This window comes from Streptomyces sp. NBC_01089 (assembly GCF_045162975.1).
GTDB lineage: Bacteria > Actinomycetota > Actinomycetes > Streptomycetales > Streptomycetaceae > Streptomyces.
Genome location: NZ_CP108660.1, coordinates 4,147,303 through 4,174,108 on the forward strand (window position 1 = coordinate 4,147,303; position 26,806 = coordinate 4,174,108).

Below are 26,806 nucleotides of genomic sequence, written 5' to 3' on the forward strand. Positions count from 1 at the left end.
CGTTTGCAGGCATATAGCCAGCAGAGTATATTCGCCTGTATGGGCACCGCGAACACCCCGGCGAGTGACGTGATCGAAGTCCTCGCCGAACCGAACCGCCGACGGATACTCGACCTGCTCAAGGACGGCGAGCGCCCCGTCGGCGAGCTGGCCGAGCGGCTCGGGCTGGCGCAGCCGACCGTCTCCAAGCATCTGCGCACCCTGCGCGACGCGGGACTGGTCGAGGTCAGGGTCGATGCCCAGCGTCGGCTGTACCGGATACGCCCGGAGCCACTGGCCGGCCTCGACGCATGGCTCGCCCCCTACCGGAAGCTGTGGACCGCGAGCCTGGACCGCCTTGAGCGGCACCTGGAAGAAGGGACACCATGAACGACCACTCCAGCACCCCCGCCGAAGCCGTACTCAGCACCGCAGGCACCCGGCCGGTCATCCGTTTCGAGCGGCTCCTGGCCCGGCCGCCCGAGGAGGTGTGGCGCGCGATCACCGACCGCGAGGAACTCAAGGCGTGGTTCCCCTGCGACGTCATCGCCGACGCCTGGGAGCCGGGCGCCGGTATCAGTTTCCCGTTCCCCGACGGCGGACCGACGCTGACCGGAAAGGTCCTGGAAGCCGACGAGCCCCGCCTCCTCGCCTACACCTGGGGAGACGAAACCCTGCGCTTCACCCTGACCCCCGAGCCCGGCGGCCGCACCCGCCTGGTGTTCACGGACGAGCTGGACCCGCCCATCGCCGCCCGCAACGCGGCCGGATGGCAGGTCTGCCTGGCCCGTCTCGCCGGAGAGTCGTCCGCCGCCCACGCCTGGAAGGAGTTCTTCGACCGCTACACGGCCACGTTCGAGCCGGTCGTCGGCCCGCAGGAAGGCCCGCCCGCGGGACATTGAGGCGACCACGGGACACTGAAAAAGGCCGCAGGACATCGGGAACACCCATGCGGGTCACCGCGAAGAGCTGGATCAGCGCTCGTGCTCGCCGGCCCCGAGCGTGCGCCCCAGGGCGTCGAGGAGCGTACCGAGCCTGCGCCGGTCCACCCCGCTCATTCCGGCCAGCAGCTCCTGCTCCTGGGCGGACCTCACCGCGCCGACCCGGCCGGCCAGCTCGATGCCCTCGGGGGTCAGGGACAGCCGTACGACCCTCCGGTCGCCGGTGTCGCGCTCCCGGCGGATCAGACCGGCCGCCTCCATGCGGTCGGCCTGCTGGGTGAGACCGCCCGCCCTGACCACACCGGCTGCCGCGACCTCACCCATGGTCAGCCGGTAGGGGTGGCCCGCGTCATGCAGGGTCGTCAGCACATCGCAGGCGGACAGACTGATCCCGAAGGGGCGCACGACCCTGCCCATGAGCGTCTGATGGCGCAGCGCGCAGTCATTCAGCCGGGCGAGCAGGGAGGCGGGCGAATCGTCCACGCCGGGACGCCCGCGCTCATGGTGTACGGCAGGCTCCTGACCGGAGTCGACCGGGCCGCCGGAGCTGCCGGAGCTGCTACTTGAGCTACTTGAGCCGGCGGAACTGCCGGGACTACCCGAACTGCCGGATCCCTGTGCCGGTGGGCGTGCGGTGCCGCCGCCGCCGAGGGCATCGCCGAATGCCGTGGTGAGGACCTCCGTGAGCGCGGGCGCCAGTTCGTCGGTGGGGACCGATGCCGCCGGTTCGTGCGCGAAGAGATAGCGCTCCATGACCACGCCGAAGAGGATGCTGCGGATCAGGGCGGCGCGTACATCGGCACCGGGACAGTCCCCGAGCAGTCGCGCGAGCGGTTCACCGACCTGCTTCTCGAGGATCGTCCGCAGCATGTCGGCGCTCGGCGGATGTCCGACGGCCGAGCGGATCAGCGCAGTCCAGGGGTCATCGGCGGGCAGCCGGTCCCAGCGGTCGAGATACGCGCGCGCAAGAGCCGCCGGCAGGTCGCCCTCGTCCTCCGCCGCGGCGTCGAGCACTTCCCTGCTGACGCCCGCCCCACCGCCGACCATCTCGCGGAACAGGCCGTCCTTGGTACCGAAGTACGCCATCACCAGCCCCGGTGTCACTCCCGCCTCGGCCGCGATGGCACGCACCCCCACCCCCGTGTACCCGTGGGCACCGAACAGCTTCCTGGCCGCGTCGAGCACTGCCTGACGGTTGCCCTCGGGGTCACGGGTGCCGGGCCGCCGCCGGCCCGGCACCGGGGGGCCGGAGTTCGTGTCGTCTGGGTCCACACGCTTCAGATTAAACGAGCGTTCAGGCCGGCAGCACTGAACAAACGCACAGAAAAACGACCGTTCAAATAGATCACGAACGATGGACAGATCTGCCTCGCAGGGCGGACAGAAGGCCGCCGCTTACCCGGCATACAGGGACGTAAGCGACCACGATCGTCGGAAATCCGGAGCACCCCCTTGCCAGGATGAAACTTTAGGGTAAATCATTTTAGGTACTAGATAGATCTCTGGACCCCGGACCGCCGCATGCCATGCCGTGCGGACGGGCCAGATCAAGCCCGACGAACCGAGAGGTCAGGTGGCAGCAGGTTGAAACCCACACCCTTCGACTACACCGCCCCCGCCACCGTCGGCGAGGCGGTCGCCCTCCTGGCCGACGAGACCCGGGAGGCCAAGGTCATGGCGGGCGGCCAGTCCCTCGTTCCCATGCTCAACATGCGCCTCGCCAGGCCCGAGCTGCTGGTGGACATCACCCGCATCCCGGAACTCGGCCGCGTTCACGTGGACGAGGAGGGCGCGCTCCGCATCGGAGCCGCCGCAGGGCAGGCACGCGTCGCCGCCGACACCGCGGTGCGCGACGGCTGGCCGCTGCTGGCCGCCGCCATCGGGCACATCGGGCATCCGCAGATCCGGCACCGCGGCACCGTCTGCGGCAGCCTCGCGCACCACGACCCGGCGGCCGAACTGCCCACCGTGGCCCTCGCACTTGACGCCCGCTTCGTGATCGCCGGGGTGCACGGCACCCGTACGGTCACCGCCGGGGAATTCTTCGTCGCCACGTTCTCCACGGCCGTCGAGCCGGACGAACTGCTCACCGAAGTCGTGTTCCCGCCGCCCGGTGCGGGCCACGGCTGGGCGTTCGACGAACTGGCCCGCAGACACGGCGACTTCGCGACCGTCGGCGTCGCCGTCCTCCTGCAACGGGACCCCGGCGCGGGCACCGTCCGTACCGCCCGCGTGGTCTTCTGCGGCGCTGGACCCGTACCCGTACGTCTGTCCTCCGCCGAGGACGCCCTGATCGGCACCGATGCCGGCGAGCAGGCCCTGGCCGCAGCGGCGCGGGCCGTACACGCCGGGCTCGCCCCCGGCGGCGACGTCCACGCCACCGCCGAATATCGGCGCGAGGGCGCCGCTCACCTGCTCGTCCGTGCCTGCACCACAGCCTGGGAGCGTTGCCCATGACCCCCGTCACCCCCATGAGCCCCATCACCCCCTCGGTCCCCACCCCGGCCGATGCCCGCGTCCCGACCACCGACTCCCGTACCCCCGCCCACACCCCCGCCCCCGCCGTCACCCGCACCCCGCCGCTCGCCGAGCCGTCCGGCTGGCACCGCCTCACCCTCACGGTCAACGGCCGGCCCTTCACCGCCCAGGTCGAATCCCGGCTGCTGCTCAGCGACTTCCTGCGCAACCGGCTCGGCCTCACCGGCACCCATGTCGGCTGCGAGCACGGAGTCTGCGGGGCCTGCACCGTCCTCATCGACGACGTACCGTCGCGCAGCTGTCTCACCCTGGCCGTCCAGTGCGAGGGCGCCGCGGTACGCACCGTCGAGAGCCTCGCGCCCGGCGACGCGCCGCTCAGCACCGTGCAGCGCGCCTTCCACGAGTGCCACGGCATGCAGTGCGGTTTCTGCACCGCCGGATTCCTCATGACGGCGACCGCCCTGACCGAGCAGCCCGCGCGCCCGGACGACGAGCAGGTCGCCGACGCGCTCAGCGGACACCTGTGCCGGTGCACCGGCTACCGCAACATCCGCCGTGCCGTGTGCCAGGCACTCGACGAGCGATTCGGGGAGTGACCCGTATGTTCCAGGAATCCCACGGTGCCTACCCGGCCGCGCAGGGCGGCGACGCCTGGATCGGGCGTTCCGTCCCACGGGTCGAGGACGACCGGCTGCTGCGCGGCAACGGCAGATACGTCGACGACATCGCCCTGCCGGGCGCCGCCGAAGCCGCTTTCCTGCGCAGCCCGCACGCCCATGCCCGGATCGACTCGGTCGATGTCAGTGCGGCCCTGACCGCCCCCGGAGTCGTCGCCGTGTGGACCGGCGACGATGTGGCGGACCTGCCGGCCCTGGTCAACAAGGAGGAGCTGCGCACCCCGCCCGGCCTCGCCGAACTCCTGGCCCCGGTGGTCAGGACGACCCCCATGCCGCTGCTCGCCCGGACCAAGGTGGTCTACGTCGGCCAGCCCGTCGCCGTCGTCATCGCCGAGAACCGCTACCTCGCCGAGGACGCCATCGAGTTGATCGACGTGCGGTACGCCCCGCTGCCCGTGCTCGTCGACCCCGAGCACGCCCTGGCTCAGGACGCGCCCCTGCTGCACGACGACCTGCCGGACAACACCGCCGTCGCCGTCACCACCCGGGTCGGCGACCCCGACGCGGCATTCGCCGGGGCGCACGCCGTGGTGAGCGAGCGGTTCGACGCGCACCGCTATGTCGCGTCCCCGATCGAGACCCGCGCGGTCTCGGCCCAGGTAGACCCCTACAGCGGCCGGCTCACCGTGTGGTCGGGCACCCAGACCCCGCACCGGCTGCGCGACGCCATCGCCCACACCCTCGGTCTCGGACCGGCCGCGGTCCGGGTCATCGCCGCCGATGTCGGCGGGGGCTTCGGCCAGAAGGGCATCCTCTACATCGAGGAACTCCTCGTCCCGCACGCCGCCCGGCTCATCGGCCGCCCCGTGCTGTGGCGCGAGGACCGCAACGAGAACCTCACGGCCTCCTCGCACGCCCGCGAACAGATCCACCGCATCGAGCTGGCCGCGGACGCCGACGGCCGGCTGCTCGCCGTTCGCGACCGGATCACGGTCAACTTCGGCGCGTACAACATGACCGGCCTCGTCGTGCCGTACAACTCGCTCTGCCATCTGCTCGGCCCCTACCGCGTCCCGCATGTGGACATCGACGTCACCGGTGTCCTCACCCACACCACCTTCGCCACGCCCTACCGGGGAGCCGGCCGCCCGGAGGCGGTGTTCGCCATGGAGCGGGCGATGGACCGGCTGGCGGCGGAACTGGGCATCGAGCCCGAGGAACTGCGGGCGCGCAATCTGATACCGCCGGACGCGATGCCGTACAGGACCGGTCTGGTGGACCGCTCGGGCGAACCGCAGACCTACGACTCAGGGGACTACCCGGAACTCCTGCGCCGCGCCGTCGCCAAGGTGGATGCCGGGCAGGTACGAGCCCGTCAGCGGGCGGGATCCCGCGACGGCAAGCACCTCGGCATCGGCTTCGCCATGTACATCGAGGCCACCGGTCTCGGACCGTTCGAGACCGCCCGTATCGACATCACCCCCGAGGGCCGGGTGCACCTCGCCATCGGCGCACCCTCCCAGGGGCAGGGGCACCGCACCTCGATGGCGCAGATCGCCGCCGACGCCATCGGGGTGCCGATCGATGTCATCGACGTGGTCGGCGGCGACACCGCGGCCACCCCGTTCGGCGTGGGGACCATCGCCAGCCGCGCCCTGGTCAACGCGGGCAACGCCACCCACCGGGCCGGCCGGCTGGTGCGCGAGAAGATCATCGAGGCGGCGGCCCGGCGCCTCGGGATCCCGGCGGACGGACTCGAACTGCGCGACGGCACCGTGACGACCCGCGGGCTGGGCGGATCGGGCGGAGTGGGCGGGCCGGGAGGACTGGGCGAACCGAGTGGAACGGGCGGGCTGGGCCGAGCAGGTGGGCCGGGTGGCCCGTCGATCGGTCTGCCGGAGCTGGCCGGGCGGGCCGCGCTGCCCGGAACGCCCGAACCGGCCGACGGCAGACACGGCACAGAGCTCAGCGAGACCGTGCACTTCCGGCCGCCCGGGTTCGCGGTCGCGGGCGGAGCCCACGCGGTCGTCGTCGAGGTCGACGAGCACACCGGCGGCATCGAGATCCTGCATTACGTCGTCGTCCACGACGCGGGCACCATCGTCAACCCGATGATCGCGGAGGGACAGGTCACGGGCGGAATCGCCCAGGGGATCGGCGGCGCGCTCTACGAGGAGATGGTCTACGGCCCCGACGGCCAGCCCCGCACCGGCACCTACATGGACTATCTGGTGCCCACGTCATCGGAGATCCCCGACCTCGACATGGACGAGACCTTCACCCCGACCCCGATGAACGACCTCGGCGTCAAGGGACTTGGCGAAGGCGGCGCGATCGCCCCGCAGGCGGTCATCACCGGAGCCGTGGAGGACGCCCTGCGCCCGTTCGGCGTGGTCGTACGCCGCGGACCGCTCTCACCGAGCCGGGTGCGCGAACTGATCCGTAACGCCAGCGCCGCCGCCACTACCACCGCCGCCGCCGCCCGGGGCTGAACAGCCCCGTGAACAGCCGGCCCCGGGCACCCGCCCCGGCCTTCTCCTCAACTCAACATCTCTCGGAATCCTCTCCGGTCCCCTCGGGCCCCCGAAGGGACCGGACCGCAACCCGGCCCGCGAGCCGGTCGACCCATGATCGGAAACCCATGCAACTCGACCACGCCTTCACCGTCCCGGCGGACCCCGACACCGCCTGGACGCTCTTCCAGGATCTCGGCCGGGTCGCGCCCTGCATGCCGGGCGCCGTGCTCGACACCCTCGACGGAGACGCCTTCACCGGCCGCGTCAAGGTCAAGGTCGGTGCGGTGCAGATGAGTTACCGGGGCGAAGGCCGCGTCACCCGCAACGAGGCCACCCGCACCATGCTTCTCGACCTCAGCGGCAGCGAAGCGCGTGGCTCGGGCACCGCGGCGGCCAAGGTCACCGCGACGCTGACCGCCGACCCGGCCGGTACCCGGGTGCGCGTGGGCACGGACCTCGACATCACCGGGCGGCCCGCGCAGTTCGGCCGCGGCATCATGGCCGAGGTCGGCGACCGCATCGTGCAGCAGTTCGCCACCCGCCTCGAAGCGCTGCTGCGGGACGGCGAGCCGGTCGCGACGACACCTTCCGCTGCGACAGGGACGACGGGGACGACAGCGACGGTGGCCGCGCCCGTGCCTTCCGCGGTGACCACGACGGCGGGATCGGCTGCCGTACGTCCTGCCGCCGAGCCGGAGGCCGTGGACCTCGGGGCGGCGGTGCTGCCCGTACTGCTCAGGAGGGCGGCCGTGCCCACGGCAGCAGTCCTGGTCTCCCTCGTAGTGATCCGGCTGCTGAACAGGCGCTCCCGGAGGTGACCCGGACGCGACAGCAACGGCCGCTCCAGCCGCTCCAGCGGTTACAGCGGTTACAGCGGTTACGGCCGGGCCGGTCCAGCCGTAACCGCTACAGCCGCTCCAGCAGTGATCTGAGCAGGAACAGTTCGGCATCGCTCAGCGCGGAGAACTCCTCGGCGAGCACCCGCGTGACCGGCCCCTCGCAACGCGCCACCAGGTCGTACCCCTGCGCGCTGAGCCGGTGACGGTGCACCCGGCCGGGCCCGGAGGTCCGTTCCACGAGCCCCTTGTCGACGAGGCGCCGGATGAGCGCGCCCAGGGACTGGTCCGTCTGCGCGGTGCGTGCGGCGAGATCGTGTGCGGAGGAACCGGGCCTGTCCGCGACCGCCACCAGCACGACGTACTGCGACATGGACGTCCCGAGCGAAGCCAGTGCGGCGTCGATCGCCTGGTGTTTCCGCTGGTGGACCTGGCGGAGCAGGACGCCCGCCCACCAGGCGTCACTGTCGCCGACGCCGCTCCCACTCATGCGCCGCAGCCTACCGGCTCCCCCCTGCCACCCCCTCCGGGCAACGGAGCAGCACCATATTAGGGTAACCTAAATAAGGTTCCTTACTTAGTTCCTTACCCAGGGGTGGATCGGTGACCGGACAGGCTCCGCCGCGGCGTGACTCCGTGACCGGCGGCAATCACCCGCTCTACGCACCTCTCCCGCGCAGGCGGCTGTCCGCCCGGGGAGTGGTCATGCTCAACCCGGGACGGTGGCTGTGGGGGCAGGCACTGCTGGTGGCGGTCACGGGTGCCGCTGTCTTCGGCGCGGGTTATCTGACAGCGGGCTGGCTCATCGGACTGGCAGCCTTCATCGGCTCCTGGAACGTCATGCTCGAACAGAGCACCCCCGGAGCCCACCGGCGCCTGTTCACCCCGCTCGCCGGTGCGGGGCTCGCCTGCTCGGCAACCATCGGTTTCCTGCTGTCGGCCACGCAGGTGTCGCAGTGGGCGGCCATCGGCGTCCAGGCGGTGCTGGCCGCGTTCACCTACTACGTGTGCTCGGTGCTGCGCGCCGCACCGCCGGGCGGTTTTCTCTACCTGCTCGCATGCTCGCTGTGCAGCCAAGTCCCGGCCGATCTGCGGCAGGTGCCGGTCCTGTTCGCCGCCGCCGCGACCGGCGCAGCGGCCGGCTGGCTGATGGTCATCGTGGAGAACGCGATGACCGCGGGCGCGGCCGAGTACCGGGCCGTGGCGTACGTGTACGAGTGCCTGTCCACCCTGGCCCGGGCAACGGGCAACGCCCACACCGCCGACGCTCACGCGGACACCGCCCGGCACGCGGCCGCGGCGGCCTTGGCCGGGGCGCACGAAACCCTCAGCCGCGGCGGCACGAGGCGGATGCGCCGTACCGGCGAGTGGGCCCGCCTGCTGGAGCTCAACCAGTACGCCGTCCACGCGATCGCCGCAGCCGGATCAGCGACGTCCGGCACCCCGCGCACGACGCTGGACACGCAGTCCGAGACCGCAGCACGCATCGCCCGACTGCTCGGCCGCCGACGCCCACGGGGTTCATGGCGGCACTCCGAACCAGCCGGTCAACAGGCCGATGAGCAGGGCAGCGGACAAGACAGCACGCACCCCAGCGAGCAGGGCGACGGACAGCGCAGCGAACAGACCACCAGGCAGGGCAAGTCCTGCACGCGGCCGAACACACCAAGACATCCGGAGTCCGCAGCAGCCCAGCGACTCAACAAGACCCTGAGAGAGGCCGAACAGGCCGCCCGCGCCCCGGCGTTCACAGCGACACCACCGTCGGACCGCCGCCGTTACCCGCCCCTGCGCGCCGCCCTGGCCGCCGGAGTACGCGCCAAGGCCGACGCCTGGCGGTACGCCGTACGCGCGGGCGCAGCGATATTCACCGCCGGTGCGCTCAGCCACCTCGCCGGCCTCGACCGGCCCGGCTGGGCCATGATCTCGGCGGGCTCGGTGCTGCTGGCTCCCGACCTGGTGGGCACCTTCAACCGCTCCACGCAACGCTGCGCCGGCACAGCACTGGGCCTGGTCATCGCGGCGGGCGTCCTGACGCTGCATCCGCCCGCGGCCGCCACCCTCGTGATCGTCGCAGGCGTGGTCGGACTCGCACAGCCCTTCCTCGCCAAGAACTCCGGTCTGGCCATGCTGGTCCTGACCCCCGGCATCCTCCCGCTGTCCGCGACACAGACGCAGCCATTTCTGCCGCTGCTCGACGACAGGCTCTGGACCACGGCCCTCGGAGCGGCGGTCGCACTGCTCGCAGCCCCCTTGCTGCGGCGCAGGCCCGCCCCCGACGCGCTCCGCGCCCACCTGGCCTCACTCATCCGGACCCTGGCCGAAGCCACCACACCCGGGGCTTCCGGGACTCCAGGCGCACACAGCCCCCACGACGAAAACGACCAACAAGGCCAACAAGGCCAACGCGACCAACACGACCCAAGCAACGAACACGGCCAACGCAACGAACACGACTGGCGGCACGCCGTCCTCACCGCTTCCCTCGACCTCGGAAAGCTCTTCCGGCAGGCGCTGTCCGACACCCGCCCCGCCCCGTCCGTGGCGGCCTTGTGGCCCGCCCATCTCGCCCTGCAGCGGCTCGGATTCGCGCTGGCCGCCGCTCCGAACCCGCACGACGGCGACCGCGCCCGCCCCGCGTTCGGCGCACTGGCAAGGGCCGCTGCCGACGGCCACCGCCCCGCGGCCCAGGCCCTCCCGGCCGACTGGGCGAGCCCCGAGGCCCGGGAGAGTTTCCGGAGGCTGCGGGTGGCCCTCAGCGAGTGCGCGTCGCTGCCCGCGGAGCACAACGAATCGCAGCTGCGGGGCCGCCTCCAGGACTCCACCGGCGCTCCTGTCGCGCACGCCACCCTGACGCTGATCGACCCGGCGGGTGCACAGGCCGACGTGACCTATGCCGACTCCGGCGGCCAGTTCGTCCTGCACGCCCGGCGGCCGGGCAGACACCTGGTGATCGCCAACGGCCCCCTCACCGGTCCCTGCGCCGAGGAAGTCCGCGTACCCACCGGGCGGCTGATCACGATCGGCGGAAACACGCCGAAGCACCCCGGCGACCGGGACGATACGCTATCGTCACGACGCGACGGAAGCGTATCGTCGTGACGAGCGGTCCACCCCACCTGGGAGGCGGATGTGCAGGAGGTGCTGTGCTTTCTCCTGGCAGCGGTGATCATGCTCATAGCGGTCGAGCTGGTCGCCGCGAAGACCGGTTTGCCCACGGCCGCCCTGCTCACCGTCGGGGGCCTGCTCTACGCGCTCCTGCCAGGCCCCGACATCCAGGTACCGCCCGACGCGGTCATGACCCTGGTGCTGCCGCCGCTGCTCTACAGCGCCGCGCTGAACTCGTCCCTGATCGCGATCCGCAGAAATCTGCGCTCGATCGTGAGCCTGTCGGTGGTGCTGGTACTCCTGACCGCGACAGCGGTCGGTGTCGGTTTCAGCCTCGTCGTACCAGGAGCGACGCTGGCCGCCGGGATGGTGCTCGGCGCCGCGGTCTCACCGCCCGACCCCGTCGCGGCGCTCGCGGCCGCACGGCGGGCCGGTCTGCCGAGCAAACTGACCACCCTTATCGAGGGAGAAGGGCTGCTCAACGACGCCACGGCTCTGACCGCCCTGACCGTCGCCGTCACAGCCACCACCACCGGCCAGTTCTCGCCCGCCTCGGCCGTGCTGCACTTCGCGGTCACCGCTACCGGCGGAACGGCCGTCGGCGTCCTGGTCGCCGCGCTCGTGCACTGGCTCCGTCGCGTCATTCGCGAGCCCTTGCTGGTCAACGCCATCTCCTTGGCCACCCCGTTCGCCGCCTATCTGCTCGGCGAACTGCTGCACACATCGGCCGTACTCGCCGTCGTGGTCGCCGGGTTGCTGATCGGGCACGAAACCCCCCGCGCCGTCTCGGGCAGCAGCCGCCTGCAGACACGAGCCGTCCGGCGGCTGATCGACTTCCTGCTGGAAGGCTTCGTCTTCCTGCTCATCGGCCAGCAACTGCCGCTCGTACTCCACGGACTGCGCGCGTACCCCACCTCCACACTGCTCCTGGCCGCAGGAACGACACTGGGCTGCGTGCTCCTCGTACGACCGCTGTGGCTCTTCGGCACACAGTGGTTCCCCAGGCGGCTGCACCTGCGCCTCGGCGGAAACAACTCCCGTGAGGACCAGCGGCTGTCCGGCCGCGAGATCGTCGCACTGAGCTGGACCGGCACCCGCGGCGTCATCACCATCACCAGCACCCTCACACTGCCCCTCACCTCCCTGGGAATGGCGCCCTTCCCGGACCGCAACCTGCTGCTGTTCTGCGCCTATCTGACCGTCATCGTCACCCTCGTCGGCCAGGGCGCGACCTTCGTCCCACTGGTCCGCCTGCTGCGCCTTCGCGGCGAGCCCGACCACACCGAACTCCACGACCGCGCCCGCGCCGCTGCCGCCCGCGCAGCGCTGGCACAACTGGACGACATCGCCGACGAGCACCTCCTCGACGCATCCACCATCGAGCGCCTGCGCCGCAGTCTCGATCACCGCGCACAGCCAGGACCGGTCTTCCGCCGGTCCCGAAACCCCACCACCGCACACCGGACCCGGCATGCGGCCCTGGCCGCGTCCGTGAGCCAGGCACAGCGACAGGTGATCGACGTCCAGCGCTCCGAACTGGTCCGCTGGCGTCGCCTCGGACACCTCCCCGACGACAGCCTCCGGCTGCTCCACAACGAACTCGACCACGAAGAGGGATCACTGGACCACGGAGGCGAGGAGTACTGACCACGCCCAGGCGCGCTTCCGCAGCCGGGCCACCGGATCTGACCGGACCACCGAGCAGCCGAGCTGTGATCGGGCACCGGCGGGACACCTCCAGGGCCTCCAGGACCTCCAGGAAGGCGACCGCGGGGTTACCCGCCCGGGAAGCTCTCCGCGCCGAGGACGTTCAGCAGACTCAGCCTGTCGTAGCTGTCGGTGCCGGGTGTCGCGGTGAAGACGAGCAAGGTCTGTGCGGTGTCGAGATCCTGCAGGTTCTGGCAGAACAGGTCGATGCGCCCGACCTGCGGGTGGACGAAGCGTTTGGCGTCGCTCCAGCGCAGGCCGACCTCCTGCCGGTCCCACAGCGACGCGAACTCCTCGCTCTCCCGCAGCAGGCCGGCTGCAAGGCGGGAGGCTTGCGAATGGGGTCCGTCCCGGGTGGAGACCGCCCGCAGGAGCGAGACGTTCACCCTGCTGTAGTGGCTGTGGTCGTCGGGAAGGTACCGGCTGCGCGCGACCTCGTCGGTGAACCAGCGGTAAGGGGCGCTGCGCGCGTCTCCGGTGTAGTGGGTCTGCTCGCCGAGCAGGGCCACGGCCGGAGGTGTCTGGAGCAGCGTCTCTCCGAGGGGGCCCATCACCTGGGCCGGGGTGTCCTGCAGCCGGTCCAGGATGCGCATCAGCCCGGGGCTGACGTGCTCGCCGCGCAATTGCCGGTGCGGTGTGCGGTGCCCGCACAGCAGAAACAGGTGATCCCGCTCGTACGGGGTGAGGCGCAGCCCACGGGCGATGGCCGCCGCCATCTGCTGCGAGGGCTGCGGCCCGGTGCCCCGTTCCAGCCGGGCGAAGTAGTCGGCCGACATGTCGCACAGCTCGGCCACCTCCTCCCGTCGCAGCCCACGGGCGCGACGGCGCGATCCACGACGCAGCCCCACGTCCTCCGGTTGCAGCGACTCCCGCCGGGCACGCAGGAAGGCACCCAGCGACGCGCGGTCCGCCATCTCGTCCATGGGCCCCCTCCGGCACGTCCACGGCCACCGGTCACCATCGTCGCAGCCGCGCCGGGCCTTATCCACTGACCGGCGATCAGTGGCTGAGCGGGCCCTTCATCCGGACCGCCGGACGACGTCCACTGGGTCGGTACACGCCGAGCGCAGTCCAGGTACATCCGCATCGGCCGGGCGGCGCACGTCGCTCTCACCACCACCCACACAGCGGAGAACACCCATGAAGCTCACCGGCAACACCGTCTTCATCGCCGGGGCGACCTCCGGTATCGGCCTCGGCCTCGCGCTGAGCCTGCATGCGGCAGGCAACCGGGTCATCGTCTCCGGGCGCCGCGAGGAGAGGCTGGCGCAGATCGTCGCGGAGAACCCGGGTATCGAGTCCGTCCTGCTCGACACCACCGACCCGGTCGCCGTCCGGGACGTCACGGCGCAGCTGGTGCGGCGCTACCCCGACCTCGACGTCCTGGTCGCGATGGCCGGCATCATGCTGCCGGAGGACCTCCACACCGGCGACTTCCTGAGTACGGCAGAGGCGACCGTGACAACCAACCTGCTCGGCCCCATCCGTCTCGTGGCCGCTCTCACCGAGCATCTCGCCACCCGGCCGCAGGCGACGATCATGACGGTCTCCTCCGGGCTGGCCTTCGTCCCCCTGCCCATGACGCCGACCTACTGCGCGACCAAGGCCGCCATCCACTCGTTCACCCAGAGCCTGCGTGTCCAGCTCGCCGACACCAGTATCGAAGTCCTGGAACTCGCACCCCCGGCAGTGCGCACCGCTCTCATGGGGCAGGAGGAGGCAGAGAATGCCATGCCTCTGGATGCCTACCTGGACGAAGTGATGGACATCATCGGGTCCGCCGAGCAACCGGCCGAGATCCTCGTCAAGGCCGTCGAACCCCTGAGGTACGCCGAGGCCCGTGGACAACACGCCGACGTACTGCGCATGCTGTCCAGCCACTGAGCCGCGCCGCACCGGCCGACCGGATGCGGGTCTCTACTCCTCGGGGCCTCCGGTTCGCCGGTCCACCTCCCCCCTACGCTGCCACCAGCTGATCCCGCCGGCTCTGCTGCAGGCGACGCGAAGCACATCACCGAGCGATTCAGTGGCCTCGGGCGCCAGCAGTTGTTCCACCACGACCTGCGCCACCAGTCCGGTTGCCTGCACGGAAGGCAACCGGTGCGCGGGGTTGATGGAAGATCCAGCCGGGCACGAACCGCCCGCCCGACCTGTCAACCGCTCTATGGCGCAAGGCGAGTGACAGCGATGGTGGTGCAGACAACTGCGTGGACGTCTCACTCGACCTCCCGGGCACCGCGCCCGTACGAGACAGCAAAACCGCTCCCACCGCCACGGCCACGTTGACGAGCCCCGGTGCCGCCAACGCCCCTCATCGGTAGCCCGCCCGCTCAGGCCGATATCGCTTCGTACCGCTCGGGTCATCCGAGGCGCCGCGCCCGTGGCGGCGTTACCGTTCGGTGCAGCCCACCGCGCCCGGAGTCGAGGCGAACGAGGAGGGTTCGGCGCTCGGCCTCGACGTTTCGCGACCCCAGGCGTACTGACTTAAGGGACCCGAGGTGTGGGCACGTCCGACGGCGTCGTGCAAGCACCGGAGCGGCGGAGCGCCGGCGCCCACCGTTCCGCGCTGCCGCCTCATCGACGCCGAGTCCGTGCACCCCGATGCTGCGGCCGGCGGACCTTGTCTCCTCCTCTGTCCGCTCGGCGGACGGCCTCAGAGGAGAGGTTCCGCAGCGGCTCGGTTCGTGCTTCTGTGCCCATCAGTGGGCACAAAAAACGCCCCCTGAAACCGCGTTTCCGCAGTTCAGAAGGCATTTAGTAAGTGGAGCCTAGGGGAGTCGAACCCCTGACATCTGCCATGCAAAGACAGCGCTCTACCAACTGAGCTAAGGCCCCGTAATGGGTTGGTGCGAGAACAAGAGTAGCGGGTCACAGGGGTGATCTCACAAAAGGATTGGGACTCCCGGTCAGTGACCGCTCTCCGTAGGATGCACGAGGAGGTTCGCGGCAGCGAAGCCGCCGCCTGGGGAAGCGATGGGGAGACGCAATGGACGCAGCACAACAAGAGGCAACCGCGAGAGCGAGAGACCTTCAGCGCAGTTGGTACGGAGAGCCGCTGGGGGCGCTCTTCCGTCGCCTCATCGATGATCTCGGCCTCAACCAGGCCCGTCTCGCCGCCGTACTCGGGCTGTCCGCGCCCATGCTCTCCCAGCTGATGAGTGGCCAGCGCGCCAAGATCGGAAACCCGGCCGTGGTCCAGCGGGTCCAGGCACTTCAGGAGCTTTCCCGCCTGGTCGCCGACGGAAGCGTCAGCGCGGGCGAGGCAACGGATCGGATGGAAGAGATCAAGAAGTCCCAGGGCGGCTCAGTCCTCTCCACCACGGGTCAGACCACTTCCACCACGGGCGCGCCGACCGTGCGCCGGGTGGTACGCGAGATCCAGTCACTGCTGCGCTCCGTATCAGCCGCAGGCGACATCATCGACGCCGCGAACTCTCTCGCCCCGACCCACCCCGAACTGGCAGAGTTCCTCAAGGTGTACGGCGCCGGGCGCACCGCGGAGGCGGTCTCGCACTACGAGGCACACCAGAGCTGAAGCCGGGGCCCGGCCGGCTGAACCCAGTCGGCCGGGGCTCAGCCAACAGGGGGGCGGGCACAGAGCATGGGTACAGCGCATGGGTGAGGTCTTCGCCGGTCGGTACGAGCTGGTGGACCCGATCGGACGCGGGGGCGTCGGGGCTGTCTGGCGCGCGTGGGACCACCGCAGGCGCCGCTATGTGGCGGCCAAGGTCCTCCAGCAGAGCGACGCGCACACCCTGCTGCGCTTCGTGCGTGAGCAGGCGCTGCGGATCGATCACCCCCATGTGCTCGCCCCGGCCAGCTGGGCTGCGGACGACGACCAGGTGCTGTTCACCATGGAACTGGTCAGCGGGGGCTCGCTCGTCCAAGTCGTCGGTGACTGCGGCCCGCTGCCGCCAACGTTCGTCTGCACGCTGCTCGACCAACTGCTGGCCGGGCTTGCTGCCGTCCACGCGGAAGGTGTCGTGCACCGTGACATCAAGCCGGCGAACATCCTGATGGAAGCCACCGGGACCGGGCGGCCGCATCTGCGGCTCTCCGACTTCGGCATCTCGATGCGCAAGGGCGAGCCGCGCCTCACCGAAAGCAACTATGTGGTGGGGACGCCCGGCTACTTCGCACCGGAGCAGATGCTGGGCGCCGAACCGGACTTCACCGCCGACCTGTTCGCGGTCGGACTGGTCGCGCTGTATCTGCTCCAGGGCGCCAGGCCCGACTCCAGAGCGCTGGTGGAACACTTCGCCGCCCATGGGACGCCCGGCGCACCCCGGGGCATCCCCGAGCCACTGTGGCAGGTGCTCGCCGGCCTGCTCCAGCCCGATCCCCAGGCCCGGTTCCGTACGGCGAACGGCGCCCGTAAAGCGCTGGCCACGGCAGTGGAACTGTTGCCCGAACCAGGGCCCGGCGAGCAGCCCGTCGAAGTCCGCGACCAGATCGGGCCGCTGCCCGGAGGATTCGGCCCCGAGGGGCCTGTGTCTCAGCAAGGGCCCGTGTCTCAGCCCCAGGTGCAGCAAGCGAGGACGCAGCCCGGGATGCCCGCCCAGCCGGCCCACCCGCAGACCGAGCAGCAGCCCGTACCCCACCCGCAGCAGCCACAGCACGCGGCGATGTCGGAGACGGGCAGCTTCCACCTTGCCCCGCCTCCCCAGCCGACCGCCCCGGCACCGGCACAGACGGCCGCAGCCGCCCCCACGGTTTCGCATCCGGCATCCCCCCTCCATGCTCAGACTCCTGCGCAGATTCCTGATCAGATCCCTGGTCAGGCCCTGTATGAACAGCCCCACACTGATAGGTACACCGCTCAGCCCTCGCAGGTTCCCACCCAGTCGGTACCAGTCCCGCGCAGACGTCCGGGACCGCCTCCGAAGGTGACGGTCCCGGTCCTGGTGATCGCACTGATCTGCTTCGCGGTGGGCATCTGGGCGCTGACGCAGAGCTGACACGGAGCTGCCCCGGAGCCACGGGAGCTCCGGCGGCCGCCTCCACCCCGGGCGCCCATACGGCCCCGCCACAGCGCCGCTTCAGCCGGGCTACCAGGCGGAAGGCGGCCGGTACTGCGGCGCGGACTGCCGTCCCGGCTCCTGGATCCCCTGGGCCGGCACCGCTTCCGCGCGCCGCCTCGCGATCAGCGTCCACGCGCCGAGTCCCAGCACCAGCACCGTGCCCGTACCGATCCCCGCGATCCCGACCAGCCTCATGGCTCCGTGGCCCGTGCCCTCACCGGCTGACGTTCCGTAGTGGGGCACAGCGCCCGCGTACGCCGGCGGGGGCCCCTCTGCGCCCTTGACGCTCATCCTCAGCGTCAGCCCGTACGCCTTCTCTCCGAAGCTCTTCGCGACGTCCGGACTGAGGGTGACCGCGAAGTAATAGTCACCCGCCATCCGGGCCCCGCTGACCTCTTCACGCACGCTGTACCGATTCCGGTAAGCGACCGGTGGCAGCGGGTCCGGCGCGGCCGACTTCGGCTTCCCGTCGTACGCCGTGTAGCCCGTGGCGACCCCCGACCGGACCGGGTTGTACAACTCCACATGGAGAGCATCGGCGACAAAGCCGCTGCCCGACGAGCTTCCGAGATCGGCGCTGGGAAAGAGCTGCTGCCCCCAGCCCACCGGCACCCGGTAGAAACGGGTCTGTCCGGGCCTGATCCGGTCGCCCCAGACCCCGGGCTTCAGCGCGGCAGCGTCATTGAATCCCGTCCCGCCCTTGGTCTGCTGTGCCGTTCCCGAAGGCGGCACGGGCGATGCGGACGGCCAGCTGCTCGGCGCCTCCGTCGGGCCCGCCGAGCCGGGCGTCAGACCGGGTTCGGAATCGACACGTATCTCCAGGCCCCACTCATCCTGGGCAGAAGTCGCCTTGGTCGTCCTCTCGATCACCACGTAGTACGGCCCTGCCGACTGGCAGGAGGTGCCGTCCTTCTCGACAGTGCGCGTGGCGTGAGCGGCGATCGGCCGGGGGTACCCGGCAGAGCCGAACACCGCATCGTCGTCAGTGCCGCAGGAATCGCCTGTGAGGTCCTGGAGCGACACCTTGATGCCGTCGGTGTAGTCGACCTTCTCCTGCGCCCCCAGGCCCGGCACAGCGACTGCGGAGACGTAGGTGTCGGACGTGGCGTCCAGGTCGACCTGGTAGTAGAGCTGGCCACCTGGCTTGATCGAGGAGCGGTAGGTCGACCCGGCCTTGAGCTGCTTCGCGTCGTTACTGGCCACAGCGCCCGCCACCGTCGTCGCCTGCTGGTCGAAGACGTACGGATCGGACTCACCCACCGCCGCTGCCTGGCCTGGCAACGCTCCTACCGAGCACACGGCCGCCACCGCGGCCAGCGCGATCCGGCCCCTGCTGTGCAGCCCCTTCACCTGATTCCCCCGTTCTCCGCCCGGCAGCCAGGAGCCAGGCGGGCCTCAAGCTCATATCGCGCGATCACCAGCGTCACCACAAGGGCCGCGGAGCCCCCGAGCCACCACGGCGCTGAGCGTGGTCCCGCCCCATCCTGCCCCGGCCCCCATCGCATTGTCTGCGTGCACAGCTGAATCATCGCGGCCGTTCCCGCCGGGCCCTCTTCTGTCGCCCAGTGGTTGTTCCACGTGAAACATCGTGCGGGAGGCCGGCTCGCCACTCCCGGGACAGCACAGCGGAAACGCAGCAGGGCCCCGATCGCAAAAAGCGATCGGGGCCCTGCATTCAAGACGCTGTGTCTCACACACCCGAACCTGCGGGCACGGAGTCAGTCGCCTCCGTCCACAGATCCTGCTCGGCGCGATCCGCCTGGATCTGGCGGTACACGAGGAGCCCGCCGATGGCAGCCAGTGCGACCAGGAGAAGCTTCTTCACCGCGCGACCTCGTCTTTCCTTGACGTAAGGGACTTCTGGCGCCCGACTATACACACCGGCCGATACCGATCGGTGACCTAGTTCCCATCCAACTATCAGGCCCGGTAATGCAGTCGGCCCGGACGGTAAAACCGTCCGGGCCGAGCTTCGCGGTGGGGCTAACAGGATTTGAACCTGTGGCCTCATCCTTATCAGGGATGCGCTCTAACCAACTGAGCTATAGCCCCGCGCTGCCCCTGAAGATTAGCGCACTCCAGGGCCAGTCCCAAAATCGATAGCCGCGCCGCTACTCGTCCTCGGCGAGGGTCAGCTCGACACCGCCCACAAACCCGGCCGACAGGTTGTAGATGAAGGCGCCCAGCGTCGCCAGCGCTGTGGCCAGCACCACATCGATCACCGCGATGACCGACGTGAAAAGCAGCACACGCGGCAGCGAGAGGAACGACTGAAGATCGAAGCCACTGCCGTCACTTGAACCGGTTGCTTCACTGATCGTCCCGCCCACGGTCGAGAAGACGCCCATGGCATCCATGACCATCCACAGGACAGCGGCGGCCACGACGGTGCAGACGCCCAAGGCGATGGACAGCAGGAAACTGACCTTCATGACCGACCAGGGATCGGCCTTGGCCACCCGCAGCCGGGCCTTCCGCGTGCGGGGCGTCGTACGCGCCCCCGTACGCGGACGCCGTACCCCTGCCTGCGTACCGGCACCAGCCGTACGCGGGCGGCCCTGCGGGCCGCCGGCCGACGGTGCCGGGTACGCCTGCGGAGGCTGGTACGGCTGCGACTCATACTGCGGCTGCGGCTGCGCCCCACGCGTGTCCGTCACCGTTCCCCCTTGAGAGTCCGCGGCTGGGCCACGGGCACTGCGTGCTCCAGCTCCGGAAGCGGCCGCTCCGTCGCCCGTGGCTCCACTCACGTTCTACTCCTCGTGCTCCCCAGTCGAAGGCTCGGTGCCTTCGACTACCGCTTCGACCGTGTCAGCTTCGACCGAACCACCGTCGACCGCATCCGCATCCGCATCGCCGTCGACCGCGTCAATCTCTTCGGCCTCTCGGCCGGCCTCGGCATTGCGAGCGATGCCGACCACGGCATCGCGCTTGCCCAGGTTGATCAGTTGGACGCCCATGGTGTCACGGCCCGTCTCCCTGACTTCATTGACTCGCGTACGAATCACACCACCGCCGAGCGTGATGGCGAGGATTTCATCCGTACTCTCCACCACCAGCGCACCGACCAGCGAGCCCCGGTCCTCCACGATCTTGGCGGCCTTGATACCCAGACCGCCGCGGCCCTGGACGCGGTACTCGTCGACGAGGGTCCGCTTGGCGTACCCGCCGTCAGTGGCAGTGAACACGAAAGTACCCGGCCTGACGACATTCATCGAGAGCAGTTCGTCGCCCTCGCGGAAACTCATGCCCTTGACACCGGATGTCGCGCGTCCCATGGGGCGCAGAGTGTCGTCCGTCGCCGTGAACCGGATCGACTGAGCCTTCCTGCTGACCAGCAGCAGATCGTCCTCGGCCGACACCAACTCCGCGCCGATCAGCTCGTCGTCGCTGCCGTCCGGGGTCTCCCGCAGGTTGATCGCGATGACGCCACCCGAGCGAGGCGAGTCGTAGTCCTTGAGCGGCGTCTTCTTCACCAGGCCGCCCTTGGTGGCCAGGATCAGATACGGCGCCGCGTCGTAGTCACGGATCGCCAGGATCTGCGCGATCTGCTCGTCCGGCTGGAACGCCAGCAGGTTGGCGACGTGCTGGCCGCGCGCGTCACGGCCCGCGTCCGGGAGTTCGTACGCCTTCGCCCGGTACACCCGGCCCTTGTTCGTGAAGAACAGCAGCCAGTGGTGGGTCGTCGAGACGAAGAAGTGGGCGACGATGTCGTCCTGCTTCAGCTTGGTGCCCCGCACGCCCTTGCCGCCGCGCTTCTGCGAGCGGTAGTCCTCGGTCTTGGTGCGCTTGACGTAACCACCGTTCGTGATGGTGACGACAATGTCCTCCTCGGCGATCAGGTCCTCGATGGACATGTCACCGTCGAAGGGAACCAGCTTGGAGCGCCGGTCGTCGCCGAACTTGTCGACGATGACCGCCAGTTCCTCGCTGACGATCTGCCGCTGACGCTCGGGCGAGACCAGGATCGCGTTGTACTCGTTGATCTTCGCCTGAAGCTCGTTGAACTCGGCGGTGATCTTCTGGTGCTCCAGAGCGGCCAGCCGGCGCAGCTGCATCTCCAGGATCGCGTTCGCCTGGATCTCGTCGATCTCCAGCAGGCCCATCAGGCCCTCGCGCGCGACATCGACCGTCTGGCTGCGCCGGATCAGCGCGATGACCTCGTCGATCGCGTCCAGCGCCTTGAGCAGACCACGCAGGATGTGGGCGCGCTCCTCGGCCTTGCGCAACCGGAACCTGGTGCGCCGGACGATGACCTCGATCTGGTGCGTCACCCAGTGGCGGATGAACGCGTCGATCGACAGGGTGCGCGGTACGCCGTCGACCAGCGCCAGCATGTTGGCGCTGAAGTTCGACTGGAGATCGGTGTGCTTGTAGAGGTTGTTCAGCACGACCTTGGCGACCGCGTCCCGCTTCAGCACGACGACCAGACGCTGCCCCGTACGCGAGGAGGTCTCGTCCCGCACATCGGCGATCCCGCCGATCTTGCCGTCCTTCACCAGGTCGGCGATCTTCTGCGCGAGATTGTCCGGGTTGGTCTGGTACGGAAGCTCCGTGACCACGAGGCACTGGCGGTTCTGGATCTCCTCGACCGCGACCACCGCGCGCATCGTGATGGAGCCGCGCCCGGTGCGGTACGCCTCCTCGATGCCCTTGCGCCCCACGACCAGCGCGCCGGTCGGGAAGTCAGGGCCCTTGATGCGTTCCAGCAGAGCGTCCAGAAGGTCCTCGTGCGAGGCGTCCGGGTTCTCCAGGTACCACTGGGCGCCGGCCGCCACCTCACGCAGATTGTGCGGAGGGATGTTGGTGGCCATACCGACCGCGATGCCCGCGGAGCCGTTGACCAGCAAGTTCGGGAACCTGGCCGGGAGAACCACCGGCTCCTGGTTACGGCCGTCGTAGTTGTCCTGGAGGTCGACGGTCTCCTCGTCGATGTCCCTGACCATCTCCATGGACAGGGGCATCATCTTGCACTCGGTGTACCGCATAGCGGCGGCCGGGTCGTTACCGGGAGAGCCGAAGTTCCCGTTCGAGTCCACCAGCGGCATACGCATCGACCAGTGCTGGGCCAGCCTGACCAGGGCGTCGTAGATCGAGGAGTCGCCGTGCGGGTGGTAGGTACCCATGACGTCACCGACGACACGGGCACACTTGTAGAAGCCCTTCTCGGGCCGGTAGCCGCCGTCGTACATCGCGTACAGCACCCGGCGGTGGACGGGCTTCAGACCGTCCCGCACGTCCGGCAGCGCACGCGACACGATGACGGACATCGCGTAGTCGAGGTACGAGCGCTGCATCTCCGTTTCGAGCCCCACCGGCTCGACACGCATACCGATCCCGGGGACAGCGGGCGGCTGTTCGGGCATCACAGGGGAATTCTCGTCGGCCATTGCTGGTCAAAGTCCTTTCAGTGCGGTCAGCCAAGACCGACTCAGATGTCGAGGAACCGAACGTCCTTGGCGTTGCGCTGGATGAACGAGCGCCGCGCCTCGACGTCCTCGCCCATCAGCACCGAGAACAGATCGTCGGCCTGTGCCGCGTCGTCCAGAGTCACCTGGCCGAGCACCCGGTGGTCCACGTCCATCGTGGTGATGCGCAGCTCCTCGGCGTTCATCTCACCGAGACCCTTGAATCGCTGGATCGAGTCGTCCCTGACCCGCTTGCCGCTCCGCTTGCCGAGCTCGACCAGAGCATCCCGCTCCGTGTCCGAGTACGCGTACTCGAAGTCGTCCCGGCCCCACTTGATCTTGAACAGCGGGGGGCGCGACAGATAGACGTGCCCGGCCTCGACCAGCGGCCGCATGAACCGGAAGAGGAACGTCAGAAGCAGCGTGTTGATGTGCTGACCGTCGACATCGGCATCCGCCATGAGAATGATCTTGTGATAGCGGAGCTTCTCGATGTCGAAGTCCTCGTGGACCCCGGTGCCGAACGCCGAGATCAGCGCCTGGACCTCGGTGTTCTGGAGGATCTTGTCGATCCGCGCCTTCTCGACGTTCAGGATCTTGCCTCGGATCGGCAGGATCGCCTGGTACATCGGGTTACGCCCAGACTTCGCCGAACCACCGGCGGAGTCACCCTCGACGATGAAGATCTCGCACTTCGTCGGGTCGTTGGACTGGCAGTCGCTCAGCTTGCCCGGCAGCGAGGCGCTCTCCAGCAGGCCCTTCCGCCGGGTCAGGTCACGTGCCTTACGCGCCGCGACCCGGGCCGTCTGTGCCTGGATGGCCTTGCGGATGATGTCCACGGCCTCGTTCGGGTTCCGGTCGAACCAGTCCGTGAGGTGCTCGTAGACGACCTTCTGCACGAAGGTCTTCGCCTCCGTGTTGCCCAGCTTGGTCTTCGTCTGGCCCTCGAACTGCGGCTCGCCCAGCTTCACCGAGATGATCGCCGTCAGGCCCTCGCGGATGTCCTCGCCGGAGAGGTTGTCGTCCTTCTCGCGCAGCAGCTTCTTCTCGCGCGCGTACCGGTTGACCAGGCCCGTCAGCGCGGCCCGGAAGCCCTCTTCGTGGGTCCCGCCCTCATGCGTGTGGATCGTGTTCGCGAAGGAGTACACACCCTCGCTGTACTGCGAGTTCCACTGCATCGCGATCTCGGCCGAGAGGAGACGCTCCTTGTCCTCGGCCTCGACATCGATCACGGTCGGGTGGATGAGCTCACCCTTGCGCGAGTTGAGGTACTTCACGAAGTCGACGATGCCGCCCTCGTAGTGGTACGTGACGGTGCGGACCTGTTCTTCCTCCGCGACCTCGCCCACGGTGTCCGCGCCCGCGGTGGCCTTCGCCGACTCGCGCTCGTCGGTCAGCGTCAGGGTGAGGCCCTTGTTGAGGAACGCCATCTCCTGGAAACGCCGCGACAGCGTCTCGAAGGAGTACTCGGTCGTCTCGAAGATATCCCCGTCGGCCCAGAAAGTGACGGTGGTGCCGCTTTCCTCCGTCGCCCCGTTACGGGCCAGCGGCGCCGTCGGGACACCGAGCTTGTAGTCCTGCGTCCAGCGGTAGCCGTCACGCTTGACGTCCACCGCGACCTTGGCGGAGAGCGCGTTGACGACAGACACACCCACACCGTGCAGACCACCGGAGACGGCGTAACCGCCGCCGCCGAACTTGCCGCCGGCGTGCAGCACGGTCAGCACGACCTCGACGGCAGGCTTGTTCTCCGAGGGCACGATGTCGACCGGGATACCGCGGCCATTGTCGACCACGCGCACCCCGCCATCGGCAAGGATCGTGACATCGATGGTGTCCGCGTGCCCGGCCAGGGCCTCGTCGACGGAGTTGTCGACGACCTCGTACACCAGATGATGGAGTCCGCGCTCACCGGTCGAGCCGATGTACATGCCGGGCCGCTTGCGGACCGCGTCCAGCCCCTCAAGGACAGTGATCGCGCTGGCGTCGTACGAGGCGGTTACCTCGCCGTTCTCACCGACAGTGGACGGGGGGATCTCATTGGGGTTGCCGGAATCGGCCACGAAGCGCCCTTTCTGGCACAGCACAGGCCTCTCCAGGGCAGGCAGGAGCGGCTGCGTCGTTCGACATGTTCCGCGAGTGGCGGGATTGTCTCTCAGTCTACCGGTAGCGCAGACATCAATGGGGGTTTGCCGGTACCTGAGTCCACATGTGCCGCCCTGAACCGGCGCCGAACGACTCCCCATATCCAGGAAGGGGCTCCAAGAGGCTCACACGGGCTTTCAGCGCCTCGGGCTGTCAACCTCCCACTACGGTGAGGGACGCTCTTCGGGTGGTCCTCCATGCCGCACAACCCCACTGTGTGCTGTTTCACGTGAAACAGCACACATTCCGGTCGAATTCACACGGGCTCCTGGCACAGAACGCCATCAAGGACAGCTCACTGGCATCATCCGTACGTGTCGCCGGGCCCCTTGCTCCCGGGCGCCCGTAGCGGACCGAAACGCCGGGGCGGCCCGCCCGGGCCAAGAACCTTCAGCAGCTTCACCGTGCCGTGCCCCAGATCAGCGTTCAGCCGGGCCACCAGTTGCGGGGCCAGCAGCCTCAGCTGTGTCGCCCAGGCCGTCGAATCACACTGGACGGTCAGTACGCGGGCGTCCTCGTCGTAGCGCTGGGGGACACAGTGGTTCGCGAGATCCTCGCCCACGATCTGCGGCCAGCGGCCCATCACCCCGCCCACCGCGGCCGGTGTCTCCCAGCCACGCTCAGTGATCAGCCGGTTGATCGCGGCGCCCAGCGGCAGAGGGTCGCGCCCGTCCGCCCGCGCACCCGAGCGCAGTCCGCCACGCTTGGCCTGCTTCTTCTGCTGTGCGGCCGCCCCCCGGGCCTTCGCCTGCTCCTTGGCCGCCCGAAGCGCGACTCGCGCCAGGTCGATACCGGATGACTCGGGGACCTTGGCCTGCTCGGGACCCGGAAGTCCGGAAGCGGGCGACGCCTCGGAACCGCGAGACGGTCCGCCGCTGTCCTCGCCCGGGAGGGGTGCCCCGGTCATACCCGGTCCACCGCGCCCTCCGAGACCGCGAACCGCACGCCCGCGAGAACACCCGGCACATCGTCGTCCACCGCCGCCGTCACCAGTACCTGTTCCCCCGGCGCCACCAGTTCGGCAAGCCGCTCCCTGCGCCGCACATCCAGCTCCGCGAAGACGTCGTCCAGCACCAGCACCGGCTCATTGCCCTCGGTCCGCAGCAGGTCGTACGACGCCAGCCGCAGCGCCAGCGCGTACGACCAGGACTCGCCGTGGCTCGCATACCCCTTGGCGGGCAGCCGACCGAGCTTCAGCACCAGGTCGTCACGGTGCGGACCGACCAGAGTCACTCCCCGCTCGATCTCCTGCTTGCGTACCTCCACCAGCGCGGAGATCAGCTGCTCGTACAGCTCGTCCTTCGACTGAGCCGCCTCGATCCCCTCACCCAGCGAGCTCCGGTACTCCAGCACCACCGGACCGCCGCCCGGCGCCACCTGCTCGTACGCCTTGTCGGCCAGCGGCTGCAACGCCGCGATCAGATCGAGCCGCTGAGCCAGCAACTCGGCGCCCACCCGCCCCAGATGCTGGTCCCACACATCGAGTGTGGACATGTCCATCGACCTGCCGCCGTGCCTGCGGGCCATCGCCGCGGACTTCAGCAGGGTGTTGCGCTGCTTCAGCACTCGCTCGTAGTCGGAGCGCACACCGGCCATCCGTGGCGAACGCGCCGTGATCAGCTCATCCAGAAACCGCCGGCGCTCACCCGGGTCGCCCTTGATCAGGGCCAGATCCTCGGGCGCGAAGAGCACGGTCCTGATGATGCCCAGCACATCGCGCGGCTTGACCTGCGAAGATCTGTTGATCCGAGCCCTGTTGGCACGGCCCGGATTGAGTTCGAGCTCCACGAGCTGAGACCGCTCGCCCTGGGTGACCGCGGCCCGGATCACCGCCCGCTCGGCGCCCATCCGTACCAGCGGCGCATCGGAGGACACCCGGTGGCTGCCGAGCGTCGCCAGATAGCCGACCGCCTCGACGAGGTTCGTCTTGCCCTGGCCGTTGGCCCCCACGAACGCAGTGACGCCCGGATCGAGAGGCACCTCGACCCGGGCGTACGAGCGGAAGTCGGCCAGCGACAGATGCGTGACATGCATGACCGTGCGCCGACCTTCC

General features: G+C 69.4%; 22 protein-coding genes and 2 tRNA genes. 12 read left to right on the forward strand and 12 right to left on the reverse strand.

Annotated features, from left to right (window positions below; genetic code table 11):
• Positions 1-39 precede the first annotated feature (39 nt).
• Complete coding sequence (locus OG510_RS18365) at positions 40-369, forward strand: ArsR/SmtB family transcription factor (protein ID WP_406138104.1); 330 nt, start codon at positions 40-42, stop codon at positions 367-369.
• Positions 366-881 carry an SRPBCC domain-containing protein gene (locus tag OG510_RS18370; RefSeq protein ID WP_406138105.1) on the forward strand — a complete coding sequence of 172 codons (516 nt, stop codon included), beginning with the start codon at positions 366-368 and terminating at the stop codon, positions 879-881. Before OG510_RS18365 ends, OG510_RS18370 begins: the two co-directional genes overlap by 4 nt.
• Positions 882-953: 72 nt before the next feature.
• Here OG510_RS18370 and OG510_RS18375 read toward each other — a convergent pair whose 3' ends face one another.
• Complete coding sequence (locus OG510_RS18375) at positions 954-2,192, reverse strand: TetR family transcriptional regulator (RefSeq protein ID WP_406138107.1); 1,239 nt, start codon at positions 2,190-2,192, stop codon at positions 954-956.
• A gap of 312 nt (positions 2,193-2,504) precedes the next feature.
• Here OG510_RS18375 and OG510_RS18380 point away from each other — a divergent pair, with 312 nt between their 5' ends.
• The 4 genes from OG510_RS18380 (at position 2,505) to OG510_RS18395 (ending at position 7,349) form a co-directional block, all read left to right on the forward strand.
• Positions 2,505-3,377 (forward strand): FAD binding domain-containing protein, encoded by an 873-nt coding sequence (locus OG510_RS18380; protein ID WP_406138109.1) that lies wholly within the window; start codon positions 2,505-2,507, stop codon positions 3,375-3,377.
• The gene (locus OG510_RS18385) at positions 3,374-3,994 is read left to right on the forward strand and encodes a 2Fe-2S iron-sulfur cluster-binding protein (protein ID WP_406138110.1); all 621 of its coding nucleotides are present in this window, start codon (positions 3,374-3,376) and stop codon (positions 3,992-3,994) included. The genes OG510_RS18380 and OG510_RS18385 overlap by 4 nt, the downstream gene beginning before the upstream one ends.
• A 5-nt stretch (positions 3,995-3,999) precedes the next feature.
• Positions 4,000-6,507, forward strand: coding sequence for a xanthine dehydrogenase family protein molybdopterin-binding subunit (locus OG510_RS18390; RefSeq protein ID WP_406138112.1), 2,508 nt, complete (start codon positions 4,000-4,002; stop codon positions 6,505-6,507).
• A gap of 149 nt (positions 6,508-6,656) precedes the next feature.
• Positions 6,657-7,349, forward strand: a complete 693-nt coding sequence (locus OG510_RS18395; RefSeq protein WP_406138113.1) for an SRPBCC family protein — start codon at positions 6,657-6,659, stop codon at positions 7,347-7,349.
• Between the two features lie 88 nt (positions 7,350-7,437).
• On the opposite strand, the gene OG510_RS18400 is transcribed toward OG510_RS18395, so the two are convergent.
• Positions 7,438-7,857, reverse strand: coding sequence for a MarR family winged helix-turn-helix transcriptional regulator (locus tag OG510_RS18400; protein ID WP_406138114.1), 420 nt, complete (start codon positions 7,855-7,857; stop codon positions 7,438-7,440).
• A gap of 215 nt (positions 7,858-8,072) precedes the next feature.
• Between OG510_RS18400 and OG510_RS18405 the strand changes: the two genes are divergently transcribed.
• Together OG510_RS18405 and OG510_RS18410 are read left to right on the forward strand one after the other, a co-directional pair.
• Complete coding sequence (locus tag OG510_RS18405; RefSeq protein ID WP_406138116.1) at positions 8,073-10,469, forward strand: FUSC family protein; 2,397 nt, start codon at positions 8,073-8,075, stop codon at positions 10,467-10,469.
• Positions 10,470-10,499: 30 nt separating this feature from the next.
• Positions 10,500-12,122, forward strand: a complete 1,623-nt coding sequence (locus tag OG510_RS18410; protein WP_406138117.1) for a Na+/H+ antiporter — start codon at positions 10,500-10,502, stop codon at positions 12,120-12,122.
• 128 nt (positions 12,123-12,250) lie between these two features.
• On the opposite strand, the gene OG510_RS18415 is transcribed toward OG510_RS18410, so the two are convergent.
• Positions 12,251-13,096 (reverse strand): helix-turn-helix transcriptional regulator, encoded by an 846-nt coding sequence (locus OG510_RS18415; RefSeq protein ID WP_406142448.1) that lies wholly within the window; start codon positions 13,094-13,096, stop codon positions 12,251-12,253.
• Between the two features lie 226 nt (positions 13,097-13,322).
• Here OG510_RS18415 and OG510_RS18420 point away from each other — a divergent pair, with 226 nt between their 5' ends.
• Together OG510_RS18420 and OG510_RS18425 are read left to right on the forward strand one after the other, a co-directional pair.
• Entirely contained in the window at positions 13,323-14,066 is a 744-nt protein-coding gene (locus OG510_RS18420; protein ID WP_406138119.1) for an SDR family oxidoreductase, read from the forward strand.
• A gap of 266 nt (positions 14,067-14,332) precedes the next feature.
• Positions 14,333-14,503, forward strand: coding sequence for a DUF397 domain-containing protein (locus OG510_RS18425; RefSeq protein WP_406142449.1), 171 nt, complete (start codon positions 14,333-14,335; stop codon positions 14,501-14,503).
• A gap of 441 nt (positions 14,504-14,944) precedes the next feature.
• On the opposite strand, the gene OG510_RS18430 is transcribed toward OG510_RS18425, so the two are convergent.
• Positions 14,945-15,017: transfer RNA gene (locus OG510_RS18430), tRNA-Ala, on the reverse strand.
• Between the two features lie 151 nt (positions 15,018-15,168).
• Here OG510_RS18430 and OG510_RS18435 point away from each other — a divergent pair.
• The gene (locus tag OG510_RS18435; protein ID WP_164258207.1) at positions 15,169-15,717 is read left to right on the forward strand and encodes a DNA-binding protein; all 549 of its coding nucleotides are present in this window, start codon (positions 15,169-15,171) and stop codon (positions 15,715-15,717) included.
• A gap of 79 nt (positions 15,718-15,796) precedes the next feature.
• Positions 15,797-17,140, forward strand: a complete 1,344-nt coding sequence (locus OG510_RS18440) for a serine/threonine-protein kinase (RefSeq protein ID WP_406138121.1) — start codon at positions 15,797-15,799, stop codon at positions 17,138-17,140.
• Between the two features lie 90 nt (positions 17,141-17,230).
• Here the strand turns inward: OG510_RS18440 and OG510_RS18445 are convergent, their stop codons facing one another.
• From OG510_RS18445 to recF, 8 genes are all read right to left on the reverse strand, one after another.
• Positions 17,231-18,553, reverse strand: a complete 1,323-nt coding sequence (locus tag OG510_RS18445) for a hypothetical protein (RefSeq protein WP_406138123.1) — start codon at positions 18,551-18,553, stop codon at positions 17,231-17,233.
• A gap of 340 nt (positions 18,554-18,893) precedes the next feature.
• A complete protein-coding gene (locus tag OG510_RS18450) occupies positions 18,894-19,028 on the reverse strand; it encodes a DLW-39 family protein (protein ID WP_003958712.1) in 135 nt (44 codons plus the stop codon).
• A 153-nt stretch (positions 19,029-19,181) separates the two neighbouring features.
• Positions 19,182-19,255: transfer RNA gene (locus OG510_RS18455), tRNA-Ile, on the reverse strand.
• A gap of 59 nt (positions 19,256-19,314) precedes the next feature.
• Positions 19,315-19,860: a DUF3566 domain-containing protein gene (locus tag OG510_RS18460; protein WP_406138124.1), complete on the reverse strand. Its 546-nt coding sequence runs from the start codon at positions 19,858-19,860 to the stop codon at positions 19,315-19,317.
• A 93-nt stretch (positions 19,861-19,953) separates the two neighbouring features.
• Positions 19,954-22,590 (reverse strand): DNA gyrase subunit A, encoded by a 2,637-nt coding sequence (gene gyrA / locus OG510_RS18465; RefSeq protein WP_164258215.1) that lies wholly within the window; start codon positions 22,588-22,590, stop codon positions 19,954-19,956.
• A gap of 41 nt (positions 22,591-22,631) precedes the next feature.
• Positions 22,632-24,695 carry a DNA topoisomerase (ATP-hydrolyzing) subunit B gene (gene gyrB, locus OG510_RS18470; protein WP_406138126.1) on the reverse strand — a complete coding sequence of 688 codons (2,064 nt, stop codon included), beginning with the start codon at positions 24,693-24,695 and terminating at the stop codon, positions 22,632-22,634.
• A gap of 362 nt (positions 24,696-25,057) precedes the next feature.
• Complete coding sequence (locus OG510_RS18475; RefSeq protein WP_406138128.1) at positions 25,058-25,660, reverse strand: DUF721 domain-containing protein; 603 nt, start codon at positions 25,658-25,660, stop codon at positions 25,058-25,060.
• A complete protein-coding gene (gene recF, locus OG510_RS18480; protein WP_164258221.1) occupies positions 25,657-26,787 on the reverse strand; it encodes a DNA replication/repair protein RecF in 1,131 nt (376 codons plus the stop codon). Before recF ends, OG510_RS18475 begins: the two co-directional genes overlap by 4 nt.
• Positions 26,788-26,806 lie beyond the last annotated feature (19 nt).